The sequence below is a fragment of the Kitasatospora sp. GAS1066B genome (assembly GCF_041262605.1).
Lineage (GTDB): Bacteria > Actinomycetota > Actinomycetes > Streptomycetales > Streptomycetaceae > Kitasatospora.
Genome location: NZ_JBGCCO010000014.1, coordinates 201,745 through 217,101, shown reverse-complemented (window position 1 = coordinate 217,101; position 15,357 = coordinate 201,745). Strand labels below are relative to the sequence as shown.

The 15,357-nt window shown below is 70.2% G+C and carries 16 protein-coding genes; 6 read left to right on the top strand and 10 right to left on the bottom strand.

Annotated features, from left to right (window positions below; all coding sequences use genetic code 11):
• Positions 1-92: 92 nt before the first annotated feature.
• The 4 genes from ABH937_RS18255 to ABH937_RS18240 all read right to left on the bottom strand — a co-directional run bounded on the left by ABH937_RS18255 (position 93) and on the right by ABH937_RS18240 (position 4,990).
• Positions 93-1,205 (bottom strand): hypothetical protein, encoded by a 1,113-nt coding sequence (locus ABH937_RS18255; protein WP_370218822.1) that lies wholly within the window; start codon positions 1,203-1,205, stop codon positions 93-95.
• Between the two features lie 249 nt (positions 1,206-1,454).
• Positions 1,455-2,753 (bottom strand): iron uptake transporter deferrochelatase/peroxidase subunit, encoded by a 1,299-nt coding sequence (gene efeB / locus ABH937_RS18250; RefSeq protein ID WP_370218821.1) that lies wholly within the window; start codon positions 2,751-2,753, stop codon positions 1,455-1,457.
• Positions 2,750-4,003 (bottom strand): EfeM/EfeO family lipoprotein, encoded by a 1,254-nt coding sequence (locus ABH937_RS18245; RefSeq protein WP_370218820.1) that lies wholly within the window; start codon positions 4,001-4,003, stop codon positions 2,750-2,752. Before ABH937_RS18245 ends, efeB begins: the two co-directional genes overlap by 4 nt.
• 111 nt (positions 4,004-4,114) lie before the next feature.
• Positions 4,115-4,990: an alkaline phosphatase family protein gene (locus ABH937_RS18240; RefSeq protein WP_370218819.1), complete on the bottom strand. Its 876-nt coding sequence runs from the start codon at positions 4,988-4,990 to the stop codon at positions 4,115-4,117.
• 579 nt (positions 4,991-5,569) lie between these two features.
• On the opposite strand from ABH937_RS18240, the gene ABH937_RS18235 reads away from it, so the two are divergent.
• Positions 5,570-5,974, top strand: a complete 405-nt coding sequence (locus ABH937_RS18235) for an RICIN domain-containing protein (RefSeq protein WP_370218818.1) — start codon at positions 5,570-5,572, stop codon at positions 5,972-5,974.
• 142 nt (positions 5,975-6,116) lie between these two features.
• Here the strand turns inward: ABH937_RS18235 and ABH937_RS18230 are convergent, their stop codons facing one another.
• From ABH937_RS18230 to ABH937_RS18220, 3 genes are all read right to left on the bottom strand, one after another.
• Positions 6,117-6,689, bottom strand: coding sequence for a GNAT family N-acetyltransferase (locus ABH937_RS18230; protein ID WP_280690111.1), 573 nt, complete (start codon positions 6,687-6,689; stop codon positions 6,117-6,119).
• 145 nt (positions 6,690-6,834) lie between these two features.
• Complete coding sequence (locus tag ABH937_RS18225) at positions 6,835-7,578, bottom strand: SDR family NAD(P)-dependent oxidoreductase (RefSeq protein ID WP_370218817.1); 744 nt, start codon at positions 7,576-7,578, stop codon at positions 6,835-6,837.
• An 83-nt stretch (positions 7,579-7,661) separates the two neighbouring features.
• Complete coding sequence (locus tag ABH937_RS18220; RefSeq protein WP_280690113.1) at positions 7,662-8,489, bottom strand: helix-turn-helix transcriptional regulator; 828 nt, start codon at positions 8,487-8,489, stop codon at positions 7,662-7,664.
• A gap of 146 nt (positions 8,490-8,635) precedes the next feature.
• Here ABH937_RS18220 and ABH937_RS18215 point away from each other — a divergent pair, with 146 nt between their 5' ends.
• Complete coding sequence (locus ABH937_RS18215) at positions 8,636-9,610, top strand: NmrA/HSCARG family protein (protein WP_370218816.1); 975 nt, start codon at positions 8,636-8,638, stop codon at positions 9,608-9,610.
• Between the two features lie 200 nt (positions 9,611-9,810).
• Entirely contained in the window at positions 9,811-10,752 is a 942-nt protein-coding gene (locus ABH937_RS18210) for a phosphatase PAP2 family protein (RefSeq protein WP_370218815.1), read from the top strand.
• Positions 10,753-10,760: 8 nt separating this feature from the next.
• Here ABH937_RS18210 and ABH937_RS18205 read toward each other — a convergent pair whose 3' ends face one another.
• On the bottom strand, positions 10,761-11,666 hold the full coding sequence (locus ABH937_RS18205) for a helix-turn-helix transcriptional regulator (protein ID WP_280690116.1): 906 nt from the start codon (positions 11,664-11,666) through the stop codon (positions 10,761-10,763).
• Positions 11,667-11,837: 171 nt separating this feature from the next.
• Here ABH937_RS18205 and ABH937_RS18200 point away from each other — a divergent pair, with 171 nt between their 5' ends.
• The gene (locus ABH937_RS18200; RefSeq protein WP_280690117.1) at positions 11,838-12,068 is read left to right on the top strand and encodes a 4-oxalocrotonate tautomerase family protein; all 231 of its coding nucleotides are present in this window, start codon (positions 11,838-11,840) and stop codon (positions 12,066-12,068) included.
• A 33-nt stretch (positions 12,069-12,101) separates the two neighbouring features.
• On the opposite strand, the gene ABH937_RS18195 is transcribed toward ABH937_RS18200, so the two are convergent.
• Entirely contained in the window at positions 12,102-12,308 is a 207-nt protein-coding gene (locus tag ABH937_RS18195) for a hypothetical protein (RefSeq protein WP_370218814.1), read from the bottom strand.
• Between the two features lie 196 nt (positions 12,309-12,504).
• On the opposite strand from ABH937_RS18195, the gene ABH937_RS18190 reads away from it, so the two are divergent.
• Together ABH937_RS18190 and ABH937_RS18185 are read left to right on the top strand one after the other, a co-directional pair.
• Complete coding sequence (locus tag ABH937_RS18190; protein ID WP_280690119.1) at positions 12,505-12,969, top strand: MerR family transcriptional regulator; 465 nt, start codon at positions 12,505-12,507, stop codon at positions 12,967-12,969.
• A 20-nt stretch (positions 12,970-12,989) separates the two neighbouring features.
• Complete coding sequence (locus ABH937_RS18185) at positions 12,990-14,015, top strand: aldo/keto reductase (protein WP_280690120.1); 1,026 nt, start codon at positions 12,990-12,992, stop codon at positions 14,013-14,015.
• Between the two features lie 163 nt (positions 14,016-14,178).
• On the opposite strand, the gene ABH937_RS18180 is transcribed toward ABH937_RS18185, so the two are convergent.
• The gene (locus tag ABH937_RS18180; RefSeq protein ID WP_370218813.1) at positions 14,179-15,204 is read right to left on the bottom strand and encodes an aldo/keto reductase; all 1,026 of its coding nucleotides are present in this window, start codon (positions 15,202-15,204) and stop codon (positions 14,179-14,181) included.
• Positions 15,205-15,357 lie beyond the last annotated feature (153 nt).

Sequence of the window (15,357 nt, the reverse complement as noted above, 5' to 3'; positions counted from 1 at the left end):
GGTCAACGTTCTATGGGCCCTGATCCGTGACGGGAAGAGCTACGAGCCTGCACTCCCCGTCACATCAGCGGCTTGACAACATCATTAGGAGGTCACTTCACGGTCGCGTGCGAGACCTCGCAGCCACCCGCGCCACCGTTGCCGTCGTTGCCCCAGGTCGACTGGACCGCGAACTTGCCGGTGCTCAGGGTGATGTTCTGCGAGGCGCCCTGGCCGGAGGAGATCCAGGCGCACTTGTCGCCGTTCTCGGCGCCCGACGAGTCGGTCCAACCGCCCGCCGGGTTCTGGTCGGTGATGGTCTCGGCGTACTCGTGGCCGCCGACGATGGTCACACCGTCCAGCGCCCCGGGCGAGTTGACGAAGCCCTGGCCGCAGCTCTGGCCCGCGTCCGGGAGGTAGGGCATGTTGGTGAACGCGATGTCACCGTAGGGCGAGGTGGCGGCGCCGCCGGAGAGGGTGGTGTCGCCGTTGTAGTCGTGCCAGGCGCAGAAGCCCTGGGTCTGGTAGTTGTCCGGGTTGGTGCCGGACGGGAAGGTGATCACGTACTGGACGTTGCGGTTCTTGGCGGCGGTGGTGTTGCCGAAGTGCTTGGCGGCCTTGATCGCCTCCAGGGCGATCTGGTGGCCGTTGGCGGCGCTCGGAACCGCGCTGGTGTCCTCCCAGACGCCGGCCAGCGCGCCCGTGCTGCCCGGGTGACCCACGTGCGCGGCCCCCGCCGGGCAGCTCTGGGCGCCGGTCGCGATGCCCTGGCAGTACTGGGTCATGACGCCGGACCAGGCGTCGGTGCTGCTGCCCAGGCCCTTGAAGAAGCCCTGCTGGTCGGGCGCCATCCCGGACTTGTCACCGGCCAGGTGCACCAGGCCGTGGCTGTCCGTCGAGGCCTTCCCCCACTGGGAGCCCCAGTAGATCACGTAGACCTTGGGGGCACCGGTGGTGACACCGATACCGTCGATCGCGCCACCGTAGTTGAGGTTGTTGGCGTTGGTGGCGGCGGCGTCCGGTGCCGTGACCGCGTGGCCGGTGGCGGGGTCGAGCTTGGGCACCGCGCCGTGACGGTAGGCGTGCGAGGCCACCGCCGGGGCGGTCTGCGCCTGGGCCAGCCCGCTGCCCGCGAACACCCCGCCGACCAGGGCGAACGAGGAGACCGCGGCGACGGCCGCAGCCTTGGCGGGACGTGAGGAGAGGGCACCGATGAAGCGTGACATCCTGTGGGGATTCCTTCCGTGCTGTCGCATGGGGGTCGAAAGGCGGACGGGCTGGCAGGAGCCACGACCCGTCCGTTGCACGGTTCTTCAGAGCGGACGCGGCGAACGCCCGCAGCGAGCCGCCGTGGTGAACGGCGACTCGCTCATGATGACGTACAGTCAAAATCTTCGCTAGATTTTCGACACACCTTGTCCGCACCGAAACTTTGCGTACCCATGGTGTGACGCGGTGTCAACTCGTGCTGCGCGTCAGGCGAGCAGGCCCGCGCCGAACTGGTCGTCCGGGCCCTTGACGCCCGGCAGCGCGAAGAAGTAGCCGCCGCCGGTCGGCGAGATGTAGTCGACCAGCGGCTCCCCGGCCAGCCGCTGCTGCACGGCCTGGAACTGCCTGGCCACGTCCTGCTGGTAGCAGCAGAAGACCAGCCCGACGTCCAGGTTGCCGTCCAGGTCCAGCCCCCGCTCGTAGTTGTAGCCGCGGCGCAGGATCAGCTGGTCGGCGGTGGCGGCGGTGCGCGGGTTGGCCAGCCGGATGTGCGCGGTCATCGGGATGATCAGACCCTGCGGATCCGCCTGGTAGTTCGGCGGGTCGGACTCGGCCGTGCCGTCCAGCGGCGCCCCGGAGTCGCGGCGGCGCCCGATCATCGTCTCCTGCTCGTGCAGCGAGACCCGGTCCCAGAACTCGACCAGCATCCGGATGATCCGGATCACCTGGTAGGAGCCGCCCTCGACCCAGGCCGGCTCGCCGTTCGCACCGCCGTGGGTCCACAGCACGGCATCGGTGACCTTCGGGTCGGTGGTGTCGGGGTTGGCGATGCCGTCCTTGAACCCCAGCTGGTTGCGCGGCGTGCCGCTCGGGCGCGGGGCGGCGTGGAACCCGTCGACCTTCCAACTCGGCTGCAGCAGGCCGCGGGTGTGCCGGGTGAGGTCGCGCAGCGCGTGCATCACGGTGTCCCGCGAGTCGGCGCAGATCTGCAGTGACAGGTCGCCGTGCAACTCCTTGGAGCCGAGCAGGTTGTCGTCGGGGAAGGCCGGCATCTCCACCAGCTGGGCGGGCTTGCGGTCGGCCAGCCCGTAGCGGGCGTCGAAGAGCGAGGCGCCGACGCCGACCGTGATGGTCAGGCCGTCGCGGGGCAGCACCGGGCCCAGCGTGGCGCTGTCGGTGGGCGGCGAGGCGAGGTCGGTGGCGGGGACCGGGCCGCCCGCGGTCAGCGTGCGGATCCGCTCGGTCAGGGTGCGCAGCAACTGCTGCAGCCCGGCCCGGTCGGGCGCGATCACAGTGCACGAGACGAAACTGGCCGCAGCCTGCGGCGGGGTGGTGATGCCCGCCTGGTGCGGCCCGTGGAAGGCGATGGCCCGGCCCGACGGCCCGGGCGCGGTGGCGGTCGTGTCGTCGGCGCTGGCCGCGTAGGCGCCGACCAGCGCGCCCGCGCCGAGCGCGGCGCCGACGGTGGCGCCGCGCAGGAAGGCGCGGCGGCGCAGCGCGGGGGCGGCCGCCGTCATGGGGCACTGGCCGGCGTCGGGAGTGGGGGTGGTGTCAGGCCGGGTCATGCGTGGTTCCTCGGGGTCAGCAGGTTGGGCAGGACGGCCAGTTGTTCGAGGAGTGCGCCGAGATCGCCGTCCAGACGCAGACGTTGAGCGGCAGTGAGGGCGGTGACGGGCGTCCAGGAGCCGTTCGCGGCCCTGGCGGCCGTCACCTCGGCGTCGAGAGCCGGGAGTTCCCTGGTCAGCTGCGCCAGCAGACTCGGGTCGCGCGGCTGGATCACCGGAGTGAGCACGCTGAGCACCTCCTCGGTGCCCTGGATGTTGGCGTCCAGCGTGGCCAGGGTGGTACCGCTGCCGTAGTCGGCGATGCCGGTCAGCTGCGACTGCAGCGCGTTCTCCAGGATCTCGTGGGCGCGCAGCGGCAGGTCACCCGGATCGGTGTCCTCGCTGGGGAAGTCGTCGATCAGACTGCTCGCATCGCTCACCAACTGCTGGCTGAGCGGCCGTAGTTGATCGGCACTACGGCCGTGCCACAGGCCCTGCTCCAGGGCGAAGAAGCCGGTCCAGCTCGGCGTGTCGACCCCCTGCGGCAGGCCGTTGGCCAGACCGTTGAGCGAGTCGTCGTAGTCGCCGAAGGAGTGGTAGGCGGCGCCGAGCCGCTCGTAGTCCAGGTGTGCGGCGAGCCAGTCGGTGCGGGCCGCCGCGAGGTCACCGTGGGCCAGGTCGGCATCCAGGGCCTGGGCGGCGGCCAGGAGTTTCGGCAGCGCCGCCTCGACGTAGGAGCGGTAGGCGTTGACCGGCGCGGTCAACTCCTTGTCGTTCATCGGCAGATAGCCGGCCACCGCACCGCTCGCCGTGCCGTTGACCTGGATCGGGGTCGTGGTCCGCACCGGACCGCTGGAGAAGACGCACCGGATGGCGTACCGGCCACCGGTCAGCGTGGTGGCCAGCGGCAGCGTCTTGCCCGGGCCGAGCCAGGGGATCTCGGCGTAGGCCAGGCCCGCGTCGGCGGAGGTGAGGTAGACCGTCGCATACACGTTGGAGGCGTTGCCGACGGTGAACGAGACGCGCCCCGCCGGCAGTTGACCGGGAGGCCTGCCGCAGCCGGCGGTGTCGATCCGCAGCGTGCCGCCGGGCGGGGCCGCCGGGGCACCGGCGGACGGCGCGGAGCCGATCAGGGCGGCGGCGGCCAGGACCAGCAGGCCGACCGAAGCGGTGCGCAGCGGCCGTCGACGAACGGCTCCCGCGCGCGGTCTCGGCTCCGGCGGGACGGCGGACTGCTGCACGGCGGGCTGCTGGCCGGCGGGCTGCGGCATGGCGGGAGCGCTCCTTCCGGTCGGATCGACTGCCTCCCGGTCGCGCGCACGCGCGGGTGCGCGCGACCGGGGCTGCTAGAGTTTCCTGCTGGTGCGGATTCTGACGGGTCGTCAGCTCCAGATGTCGGTGATCGGCGCGGCGGTGGCGCTGCTGCCGACCTTGTTCAGCCCGTACATCTGCTCCAGGGTGGCGAGCAGGTTGTAGTGGTTGATGGTCTCGCTGTACTGGCCCGGCGTGACGCCCGCGCCGACCACGATGGTGGGAATCTGGTTGCTCTCGGTGTAGTCGTCCTCGTCCCAGGTGACGATCAGCAGGCTGTTGTTCTGCTGCGCCCAGGTCGCGTAGCTCGACAGGTTGCTCTGCAGCCAACTGTCGCCCTGCGCGATGCTGCCGTCGTGCATGTCGTCGTTCAGGTTCGGGATCACGAACGACACGGTGGGCAGCGTGCTGTAGTCGCTCGGGAAGGCGGAGAACGGCTGCTGGTCGGCGGTGGGGATGTTGCCGAAGTTGGCCCACGGCGCGTGCTTGCGGGCGTAACCGCCCGAGGTGCACTTGGTGGAGCCGACCGAGGGCAGGTCCTCCGAGTAGCCCGTGAAGGTCTGGCCGGCGGCCAGCAGTTCGGAGCCGAGGTTGTCCGCGTTGCCCTCCTTGACCGGGCAGGCGTCGGAGCTGAGGCCGAAGGTGCTGCCGCCGAAGAGCGCCATGTAGTTCGGCTCGCTGGGGTGCGAGACGCCGAACGAGGAGGTCATCAGGGCGCCCTGACCGGCCAGCGAGTTGATGTAGGGGGCATCGGCGTTGTCGCCGATGATGTCGTCGTAGGAGTGGTTCTCCTCCACCACGACCACCACGTGCGCGGGGGTGGGGACGGTACCAGCCGCTGCCGGGGCGGCGACGGCGGAGCTGCCGCTGGAGAGGGCGGCGGAGAGCGAGACGGCAGCCGTCAGAGCGGCGGCGCACAGTCCGGCGAGACGCGACCTCGAACGCATGGGGACTCCAGGAATTCCGGAACAGCACGAGCCCGGCCCGGTTGGCCGGCTCACGGAGGAGGTGCGGGGTACGAGCGTAGGGGCCGTGGACGGGTGGGGGTTGTCCATGGCCTGTCAAAAGGATGAACTCCATGACATGAGCTGGCAATGTCCCTGACACCAACCGTCAAGCCCGGCCAACGGAAAGTGCTGGGAGTGCCTGGGCACAGCACTCGTCGCACGCCGCGACCACGAGGCCCTCGGGACCTACCCCAGCATCCCGGCTGACGGGTCGTCGGCCATCTGCCGGGACGACGTCACGGGCGACCTGATGATTCGGTCGTGGGCGGACGAAGCTGCCACGAGAGGGGACCAGGCCGATATGAGGACCGGCGACCGGTTGGGCCGGTTGAACCCCGCACCCGTCCGGGTGAAGCACTGGCGGTTATGGCGGGGCACAGCAAACCGGGTGTCCTGGGCGTGTGATCGTCCTGTCCGTCGGGCCGGTACGGCCCGGTCACCCCTGTCCCCCAGAAACTGGAGTCCGCTGTGAAGCGTGTCCGTTCTCTGCTGTGCCTTGCCGGGTCCGCTGTTGCGGTCGTGGCACTGGCCTCGCCCGCCCAAGCCGTCGACAACGGCAGCTACCTCATCCGCGACCTCAACACCGGCAGGTGCCTGGCCCCCGCCGACGACGATGCGATCACCCCGGCCGCGCTCGGGGACTGCACCCCGTGGAAGGTGACCAACCGGGGCGACGGTACCGTCCAGATCGCCAAGCCCGGCAACTCGAGCCGCTGTCTCGCCAGCTTCCCGCCCGATGTGGTCGTGGGCGCCTGTGATCGACTCCCCTACCAGCGCTGGGTGATCCAGGCCCCCGGTCCCAGAATCCCCACTACCATCCGCAATGCCGACCGCGACGGCTGTGTGACCGTCGACAACCCCAACTCTCCCGCCTTCCTCGGCTACTGCTTCGAGCGGACCTGGGTCCTGGAGTCCGCCGGCTAGACCAGGGCATCCGGGAGGTAGGCCGTCGAGAGTGGAGTTCCTTCGATCGCCTACCAGCCCCGCGACGCATGGGTGATGCCCGGGGCCCCAACCGGAAGCCGCCGGTCGGGGTCTCGGGGCTCGCGCGGCTCGGGGCTCTCCGCTAGAGCGCGGCCGACGACCGAGCGGAGGCCTCCGAGGACCACACGCCCATCCACTGCTCGGCGCCCCACGCCTCGAACAGCTTCACCTCGGTGAACCCCAGCTTCGCCGCGAGGCGCATCCCACGGTCGTTGGCGGTCTGGGTGGCGAGCACCACCGGCTCGCCGGGTCGCGCGTCGGCGAACCAGCCGAGCACCGCCGCGCACGCCTCGGCGGCGTACCCGCGTCCCCACGCCTGTGGCAGGAACAGGTAGCCGAGCTCGGCCTCCCCCGCATCCCGGCTGACCTGACTCCGCTGCTCCGCGTCAGGCTGCTTGAGCTCGACGGTGCCGATCATCGCTCCGTCCAGCTCGACCACGAAGAGGCCGGGGCGCTTCTCGGGCGTCTCGGGCAACGCGCGCTCGAGCTCATCACGCGCCTGCGGGCCGCCCAGGTAGGCGTTCACCTCCGGCGAGGCGAACAGCTCGATGATCGCCGCGCGGTCCCGAGCCTCGGACTCGCGGAGCACGAGCCGCTCGGTCCTGATCGGGGCAGGCGGCCAGGCGACGGGGTGCACCGTGATCTCGTCCGACATGGAACGGCTCCTGATCCTCTCGGCCACACGGTTCGACCTCGTATGGCCATGGCAGGCAACGACTTCTGACGTCGCCACACATCGGGACGCGCTCCGACGAGATGCCAGTTGCATGCGAACGGAAAAGATCCGCCGGCCAGGCCCGCTAGGCGTGCAGGCCGCCGTCCACGCGCAGGGTCGCGCCGGTGACGTAGCTCGCGCCGGGGCCGGCGAGGTAGGCCACGGCGTCGGCGACGTCCTCCGGGCGGCCCAGGCGGCGCATCGCGATCGACGGCAGGAGGGCCGCTCCGGCGGCGCGGTCCAGCATGTCGGTGTCGATCGCGCCCAACCGCAGGCTGTTCACGGTGATCCCGCGCGGCCCGAACTCGTGTGCCCAGGCCCGGCCGTAGGCTTCCATCCCGGCCTTGGTGGCGGCGTAGTCGCCGGCCAGGAGGCCCGCGCTGCGGTCCGCCCCGCCCGAGCTGATCAGGACGATCCGACCGCCTTCCGGCAGATGCGGGGCGGCCGCGCGGGTCGCGGCCACCACGCCGTGGAGGTTGATCCGGAACTGGCGGGCCATGGCCTCCTCGTCCCGGTCCGGGTCGGCGAGCGGGCCGGTGAGGAACAGCCCCGCGTTGTGCACCAGGATGTCCAGCCGTCCGAACCCCGCGACGGCGTCCTGGACCAGGCGCGTCATCTCCTCGGCACTGGCCGCGTCGGCGCGCACTGCCTCGACCCGCACCCCCGACGCGCTCGCCTCCTTGGCGAGCTTCCCGGCCTCGTGCTCGGAACTGACGTAGCTGAAGGCGACGTCGGCGCCGTCCTGGGCGAGGCGGCGCACTGTCGCGGCCCCGACCCCGCGCGAGCCACCGGTGACCAGCGCGACGCGGCCGCTCTGTATCTTCGTCATGTCGGATCGCTCCCATGTCGTCGTGATCTTCTGTCCTGGGCGGGCCCCAGCCCGGCACCGTCCCGGCACCGTTCAGGCAGCCGTCACGACACCAGCGAGTCCAGCAGCCGCAGCCGCTCGGCGGAGTCGGAGTCGGGGGCGGCGCCGAGGAAGAGCATCCGCTGGCCGGGGTCGTCGGGCAGGCGCAGCGACTCCTCGTTCAGCGTCAGGCGTCCGACCAGCGGGTGGTCGTACTGGCGCACCGAGTGCAGACACTCGGCCACCGGGTGAGTGGCCCAGATCCGGGCGAACTCCGGGCTCTTGATGCTCAGTTCCCCGATCAGTTCGGCGAGCAGCGGGTCGTCGGGCTGGTCGCCCGTGGCCATCCGCAGGTAGGCCGCCGTGTTGCGCGCCTCCCGCTCCCAGCCGACGATCAGGTCGCGCATCGTCCGTTCGAGGAACATCTGCTTCGCCATGTTCGGCCGCTGCTCCGGGCTCAGGCCGTGCAGCGCGAACCCCAGCCGGTTGCCGCCGAGCAGGTCCATCCGGCGGCCGACGACGAGGACGGCCTGCTCGGTGTTGCTCCCGGCCAGCGCGAGCACCGAGTCCCGCACCCGCTCCGGCCCGGCATCCCGCCGCGCGACCTGCGCGGGCCACGCCAGACGCAGCAGGTGCAGCCGCTCGCCTTCGTCCAGGCGCAGCGCGCTCGCGATCGCCTCCATCACCGAGTCGGACAGCTGATGGCTCTCGCCCTGCTCGATCCGGGTGTAGTAGTTCACGCTCATCCCGGCGAGTTGCGCGACCTCCTCGCGCCGCAGGCCGGGCACCCGGCGCGGCGTGCCGTAGGTCGGGACGCCGACGTCCACCGGCGACAGGGCCGCCCGGCGGGAGCGCAGGAAGTCCCCGAGGGCGGTGTTCCGCTGCTCACTCATGGTCACGATCGTCCTCCCCCGCACCGGTTCCCGCCATCCCCTGCCATGGGTACCCACGACGTGGTGAGGCACGCGAGTGCCCCTGGGGTCCAATCTCATTGAGGACGTGTTCGACTCGTCAACTCCTCAGGGAAGAGGGACAACTGATGGCCGAGAAGAAGATCATCGCAGTCGTCGGCGCGACCGGATCGCAGGGCGGCGGCCTGGCACGGGCCATTCTCGACGACCCGGACGGGCCGTTCGCGCTGCGCGTGCTGACCCGCAGCGCCGGCTCGCCGAAGACGAAGGAGCTGGCCGCGCGGGGGGCCGAGGTCGTCGAGGCCGATCTGGACGACGAGGCGGGCCTGCGCGCGGCGTTCGACGGCGCGTACGGCGCCTTCGTCGTCACGAACTTCTGGGCGCAGCGGACCCCGGAGGAGGAAGCCGCCCGGACCCGGGCGCAGATGGAACTGGACCAGGCCGCGACCGCGGCCCGCGCCGCGAAGGCGGCAGGTCTCAAGCACGTCGTCTGGTCCACGCTGGAGGACACCCGGCCGCACTTCGAGCACCTCGGCAGCCGGCTGCCGACCCTGCTGGACGTCTACAAGGTGCCGCACTTCGACGCCAAGGGCGAGGCGAACGCCTACTTCACCCAACTCGGCATCCCCACCACGTTCCTGCTGACGACCTTCTACTACGAGTCGCTCCTGGTCGGGCAGGGCCCGCACCGCGACGAGAACGGCGAGCTCGTCCTGACCAACCCGATGGGCGACAGCGTCATGGCGCTCGTGGCCGCGGAGGACATCGGCCGGACCGCGTACGGCATCTTCCGCGCCGGCCCCACGTACATCAGCCGTACCGTCGGTCTCGCCGGCACGCACGCCACCGGCGCCGAGCTCGCCGAACTGTTCACGGAGGCGCTCGGCGAGCACGTCGCCTACCGGCCCCTCAGCCACGACGAGGTCCGCGCGTCCGGGGCGCCCGGCGCCGACGAGGTCGCCAACATGTACCAGTTCTACGCGGAGGCCGACGCGTACTTCACCACCGTCCGGAACCTCGACCTCGCACGGGAGATCAACCCGCAGCTCAAGCCGCTGAAGGAGTGGCTGCACGAGCACAAGGACGAGATCCCGCTGACCTGATCACCGGCACGCACCGACGAGGCGCCGCCACCGCTCGCGTGGCGGCGCCTTCGCCGCCGTTCGCCGGATCGGTTCACCGGGTCCACGTATCCCGCAGTGGTGCGTGTCGCGTCAACTCCTCATTGACGGGCCCCCACACCGGGACCGTGCGAGCGTGGCCACGGCGGCCTGGCAGACTGGCCGGCCATGGGGATGATTTCATGACGCCGACACGACTGCTCGACCAACAATCCGAGTCCACAAGACGCGGCACTGGCACCGAGAACGGGACGAACGGCGCAGCGACCGACGCCGGGACGCGCGCGAAGCGCGGGTTCTCGAAGATCGGCCCGATCCTGCCGGCCCGGCTGCGACCGGTGAACCGCCCCACCATGTGGATCGAGATCGCGCTCATCGGCATCGGCTACTACTGCTACCGCGTGACGCAGAACGCGGCGCGCACCGGCCGCGAGGCTCCGTACCACCGGGGCCGGGACATCCTCAGCCTGGAGCACGCGCTCCACCTCGACATCGAGCATTGGCTCAACCACACGATCGCCAGGATCGACTGGCTGATCGTGGGGATGAACTACTACTACGCGACGCTCCACTTCATCGTGACGATAGCCGTCTTCATCTGGGTCTACGTCAAGTTCCCTGACCGCTACCGCGCGATCCGCACCGTGATGTTCGCGATCAACGGCGTGGCCCTGATCGGCTTCTACCTCTATGCCGTCGCCCCGCCGCGCTTGCTCGACCCGACCCGGTTCATCGACACGTTCTGCGTCCACCACACCTGGGGCGAGCAGACGTGCAGCGGAGTGGCGGGCCTGTCCGGCTCGATGACGAACGAGTTCGCCGCGATGCCGTCCCTCCACATCGGCTGGGCGGTCTGGTGTGCCCTGGCGATCGCCCACCTGGCCAAACGCAAGTGGGTGAAGATCCTGGGCATCCTGTACCCGGTGGCGACCTTCACGGTCATCATCGCGACGGCCAACCACTACGTCCTGGACGCGGTCGGCGGCCTGGTCACCGTGGGCGCCGGCTTCCTGGTCCAGCGCATCCTGCAAGGACGGCCCGTCTACGGCGCACCGCCGGCGGAACCTGTCCGGACGCCACAGCCGGGCCCCGGCGCCCTAGTTCAGACTCCAGCCGCAAAGTAGCGGGGTGATCATGCGTTCGCTGCCGTGGCCGCCGCGGACAACCTGTCCGGTGCCAGGCCCGCCGTGCCGCTCAGCTCCTGGGTCCCTATGACAGACAGGAGTTCCAGCTGCTCTGCTCCCGGGCTTCCGGGTGGGGCGGTGAACCACAGCAGGCGTTGCCGTCCGTCCTCGCTGAGGAGGTTGTAGCAGTCGAGTTCGATGACGCCGAGCATGGGGTGGACGATCCTCTTGTGGTCCATGCGGCGCACCGCGACGTCGTGGGTGTCCCAGAGGGCTGCGAACTCCTCGCTGCGGCGGCGTAGCACGGCGACCATCTTCGTGACCTCCGCGTCCCGGCCTCGCCGGGCGGCCGCTGCTTGGAGGTCGGCCACGAACACCCGGGAGTGGTGCGGGTGGTCCTCGGGCGGGTAGATCTCGCGCGCCTGCGGGTCGGTGAACCAGCGGTACACGAGGCTCGCCGCCGGGCCCCGCTGTGCCGGGGACTTGCCGAGCAGGGTCAGGGCCAGGTCGTTTTCCACCAGGGTTTCGTGCAGGTCGGTGATGACGCGCGCAGGGGTGTTGGACAGCCGGTCCAGGAGTCCGAGGAGCGCGGGCTGCACGTGCGCCGATGGTCCGTGTGCTGACGGGGGGACCGGCCGCTCGGCCAGGTGAAACAGGTGGTCGCGCTCGTCGCCGTTCAGGCGCAGGGCTCGGGCGAGGGCGGCCAGGGTCTGGGTCGAGGGCTGCACGCCGTTCTTCGCGCTGCCGCGTTCCAGCTCGGTGTAGTAGTCGGCTGACAGCCCTGCCAGCTGCGCGACTTCCTCGCGGCGCAGCCCGGGGACGCGCCGGCGCGGGCCTTGCGGGAGACCGATCTCGGCGGGGCGGATGCGGTCGCGGCGTGTCCTGAGGAAGGCACCGAGTTCTGGAAGGTTCACCCCTCCATGGTCGCTCGTATGCCGGAGCGCAGCCAGGGGGTGGCATCCCCTGGGTAGACGCAGCCCTGGCTGGGGATGGGGGACGGGCCGATCGTGGAGGACGCGGCAGAGCAACGGCAAGGCCGCGGCCCGACCGCTGTAACGCCCCACTGAGAGAAGGAACAACCAGCCATGCCTTTCGCGAACTTCAAGGTCCCCGAGAAGACCCTCACCCCGAAGCAGAAGGAGGAGATCGTCACCCGCACCACCGAGCTGTATGTCGAGATCTACGGCGAGCGCGCCCGCAACACCACCATGGTTCTGGTCGAGGAGGTCGCCGACGGCGGCTGGGGCATCTCCGGCAACGTGCTGACCCTCGCCATGCTCGGCGGGGCGACACCGACCGACACCGGCGGCGTCTGACCGCACCGGCCGTCCTTCGGCCAGGACAGCACCTCAGCGAGGCCCTTCATCATGTCCCCGTACTCGATCGGTCGGCGGTGTCCACCGGAGTGCGGGGACGGGCACGGCAGCGGTCAGCCCCAGCGCGAGCCGCTTGTCCATGTCCATGTCCATGTCCAGGCGGAAGGTACCGTGCGGGTTGACGTCGGACCAGAACAGCGCGGTCAGGCCGCGCTGGTCCTCGTCGCTCAGATTCTCCATCGCTCGCCACCGCACCCGGCAGGATGGCCGTCCGTCGGCCCGGGTGGAGATCGTGCCCGGCGCCGGCCAGGCGTTGCAGACCGACCGACCGGACCTGGTGACGACCGCATCCTGCACGCCGTCGGGCGGTAGTGCCACCGCGTGGGCCCCAGACGCAGTTGCTTCGAGCGCACTCGAAGGTTCTAGCGTGGTCCACATGACGGTGATCGACAGCACCCCCGTGAAGTCCCCACCCGTGGGCGCCTGTGTGTCCGCGGGGCCGGCTCATCCGCGACCCGACGGCCAGGACCGCTACACGATCAGCGAGGTCGCGGCGTTCACCGGGCTCAGCGCGCACACCCTGCGCTGGTACGAGCAGATCGGTCTGATGCCGCACGTGCAGCGGTCGCACGCCGGCCAGCGCCTCTTCGACAACAGGGACCTGGACTGGCTCGCCTTCGTGGGCACACTGCGGCTGACCGGGATGCCGGTCGCCGCCATGGTTCGCTTCGCGGAGCTGGTACGCCAGGGCGAAGACACCTTCGACGAACGGCAGGAGGTGCTGGAGCAGACCCGGCGCGAGGTCGTCGCGCGCGTCGCGGAGCTACAGAACACCCTTGCCGCACTCGACTACAAGATCGCCTTCTATGCGAGCGCCCGCCTGGCGCCGGAAAGGGCCTGAACGCCACCATGAGCAACGCCATGAGCAACGCCGTCGAACAGATCCGCAAGGTCGAGCTGGGCACCGGCGGCCCCCTCGTCGGTGTCCAGGGCTTCGGCGCCATGGGCATCAGCGCCGCCTACGGAGAGACGGACGGCGCGGCGGCCCGCGACACCCTGGAGGCGACCCTGGAGGCAGGTGTCACCCTCATCGACACCGCCGACATGTACGGCTTCGGTGCGAACGAGGAGTTCCTCGCGCCGTTCGTCGCAGCGCACCGCGACGAGATCACCCTGGCCACCAAGTTCGGCTTCGAGTTCCGCGCCGGTGAGTCGAGTTACCGGGGCATCAGCAACGATCCCGCCTATATCAGGAAGGCGGCCGAGGGGAGCCTGCGACGCCTGAACGTCGAGGCCATCGACCTCTACTACATGCACCGCCGCGACGCCGCCGTCCCGCTCGCCGAGTCCGTCGGCGCCATGGCCGAACTGGTGCGGGAGGGCAAGGTCAAGCGCCTCGGCCTGAGCGAGGTCACCGGCGCCGAGCTGCACGAGGCGCACGCCGTGCACCCGATCACCGCCGTGCAGTCGGAGTGGTCGGTCTTCAGCCGGGACGTCGAGCAAAGCGCGGTGGGCGCGGCCGCCGCGCTCGGGGTCGCCTTCGTGCCGTACTCGCCGCTCGGCAGGGGCTTTCTGACCGGTGCCTTCACCGACGCGAGCAAGGAGCTCTCCGGCAGCGACTTCCGGCAGTTGCTGCCGCGCTTCTCCGGCGACAACGCCGAGGCGAACGCCGCTCTCCTGGCACCCCTGCGCACGATCGCGGCCGACCACGGCGCCAGCACGGCGCAGATCGCCCTGGCCTGGGTGCAGCAGCGGGCACAGGCGCACGGCCTGACCGTGGTACCGATCCCCGGGACCCGCAAGCGCAGCCGCCTGCTGGAGAACGCCGCGGCCACCCGGATCACGCTGACCGCCGAAGAACTGGCCCTGTTGGAGCCGATCGCCGGCCGGGTGGCGGGCGACCGCTACGCGGACATGTCGCACACGGCGGTGGCCCGGGAGGCCTGAGGTCTGCCGCTTCACGGCGACCCGGGAAGTGCGGGCGACCAGGCGGAGCGTGGCATGCTGAAGGCCCTGGAGCAACGGAGCTGACGGACTGTCAGCCGCTACGCTCGGCCCGTGACCGGCTGGGCGATCCGACAGGCGAACCGCCGAGCCGGCCACCGATCCATCACCGACGGCGAAGCCTCGCCTTCTCGATCGCGGGCGGTTCTGCCGCATAGTTGTCCGCAGGGTCGAGGTCGACTCCCGGTGGGACGATCTCGTCGATGCGGTCGAGGATTTCGTTCGACAGCTCGATATCGACACCGGACAGAAGCCCGTCGAGCTGTTCCTGCGTGCGCGGCCCGATCAACACGGAGGTGACGGCCGGATGCGCACGGACGAAAGCGACCGCGAGCTGCGGCAGCGTCATCCCCGCCTCGCGAGCGAGTACGGCGAGCTTGGCGAGTGCGGCGGCCTTCAACGTGCCGGTCGGAGTCGACGCGTCGTAGTGCGACGGCAAAGCCGAGGACGTCAGCACGGCCCGATGGCTCGATGCGAGGTCCGGCCGCCCGGAGAGCCAGCCGCCGTTCAGGGGGCTGAAGGTGAGCACGCCAAGCCCGTAGCGCTGCGCCGTCGGGAGTACCGCAGCCTCGGGCTTGCGCGTGAAGACGGAGTACATCGGCTGCTCGGTCAGGAATCGGTAGGAACCCTGGCGTTCCGCCGCCCACTGTGCCTCGACGATCATCTCCGCCGGGAACATGGACGAGCCGAATGCACGGATCTTGCCAACGCGGACCAGGTCGGACAACGCTGAGACCGTCTCGCCGATCTCCGTCTCGTAGTCGGGACGGTGGATCTGATAAAGGTCGATGTAATCAGTGTCGAGTCGGCGAAGGCTGTTTTCAACTTCGCGCACGATCCACCTTCGCGAGCCACCCCGCTGGTTCGGGTCCTCCTCCATCGGCCGCCCGAACTTGGTCGCAATGACGACATCATCCCGGCGGGCCTTGAGGGCCTTGCCGACGATCTCCTCGGACTCGCCCTTGGAGTAGACGTCGGCCGTGTCGATGAAATTCATCCCGGCATCGAGCGCGCTGTGGATGACACGGATCGAGTCCCCGTGATCCGGATTGCCCAGGCTTCCGAACATCATGGCGCCGAGCGCGAACTCGCTTACGGAAATTCCGGTTGCCCCGAGAGTCCTGCGCTTCATTCTATTCTGTGCCTTCCGGATGCTTCGGTCGTACGGTCACCCCTCAATGGCACCACGCCGGACCGCACGACCGATAGACAGATCCTGCCGCCGGCCTGCACGATCCTGTCAACATTGCCCGGATCAAGCCGGGCAGCCTGGCGCTCTCACCAG

What these genes read in the sequence shown, in the direction of transcription:
- ABH937_RS18245 (WP_370218820.1), bottom strand. Translation starts at nt 4,003, where the DNA reads ATGCCGCAGCCCGCCGGCCAGCAGCCCGCCGTGCAGCAGTCCGCCGTC.
- ABH937_RS18215 (WP_370218816.1), top strand. Translation starts at nt 8,636, where the DNA reads ATGGCCGAGAAGAAGATCATCGCAGTCGTCGGCGCGACCGGATCGCAG.
- ABH937_RS18255 (WP_370218822.1), bottom strand. Translation starts at nt 1,205, where the DNA reads ATGTCACGCTTCATCGGTGCCCTCTCCTCACGTCCCGCCAAGGCTGCG.
- efeB (WP_370218821.1), bottom strand. Translation starts at nt 2,753, where the DNA reads ATGACCCGGCCTGACACCACCCCCACTCCCGACGCCGGCCAGTGCCCC.
- ABH937_RS18225 (WP_370218817.1), bottom strand. Translation starts at nt 7,578, where the DNA reads ATGACGAAGATACAGAGCGGCCGCGTCGCGCTGGTCACCGGTGGCTCG.
- ABH937_RS18230 (WP_280690111.1), bottom strand. Translation starts at nt 6,689, where the DNA reads ATGTCGGACGAGATCACGGTGCACCCCGTCGCCTGGCCGCCTGCCCCG.
- ABH937_RS18180 (WP_370218813.1), bottom strand. Translation starts at nt 15,204, where the DNA reads ATGAAGCGCAGGACTCTCGGGGCAACCGGAATTTCCGTAAGCGAGTTC.
- ABH937_RS18185 (WP_280690120.1), top strand. Translation starts at nt 12,990, where the DNA reads ATGAGCAACGCCGTCGAACAGATCCGCAAGGTCGAGCTGGGCACCGGC.
- ABH937_RS18210 (WP_370218815.1), top strand. Translation starts at nt 9,811, where the DNA reads ATGACGCCGACACGACTGCTCGACCAACAATCCGAGTCCACAAGACGC.
- ABH937_RS18200 (WP_280690117.1), top strand. Translation starts at nt 11,838, where the DNA reads ATGCCTTTCGCGAACTTCAAGGTCCCCGAGAAGACCCTCACCCCGAAG.
- ABH937_RS18190 (WP_280690119.1), top strand. Translation starts at nt 12,505, where the DNA reads ATGACGGTGATCGACAGCACCCCCGTGAAGTCCCCACCCGTGGGCGCC.
- ABH937_RS18220 (WP_280690113.1), bottom strand. Translation starts at nt 8,489, where the DNA reads ATGAGTGAGCAGCGGAACACCGCCCTCGGGGACTTCCTGCGCTCCCGC.
- ABH937_RS18240 (WP_370218819.1), bottom strand. Translation starts at nt 4,990, where the DNA reads ATGCGTTCGAGGTCGCGTCTCGCCGGACTGTGCGCCGCCGCTCTGACG.
- ABH937_RS18195 (WP_370218814.1), bottom strand. Translation starts at nt 12,308, where the DNA reads ATGGAGAATCTGAGCGACGAGGACCAGCGCGGCCTGACCGCGCTGTTC.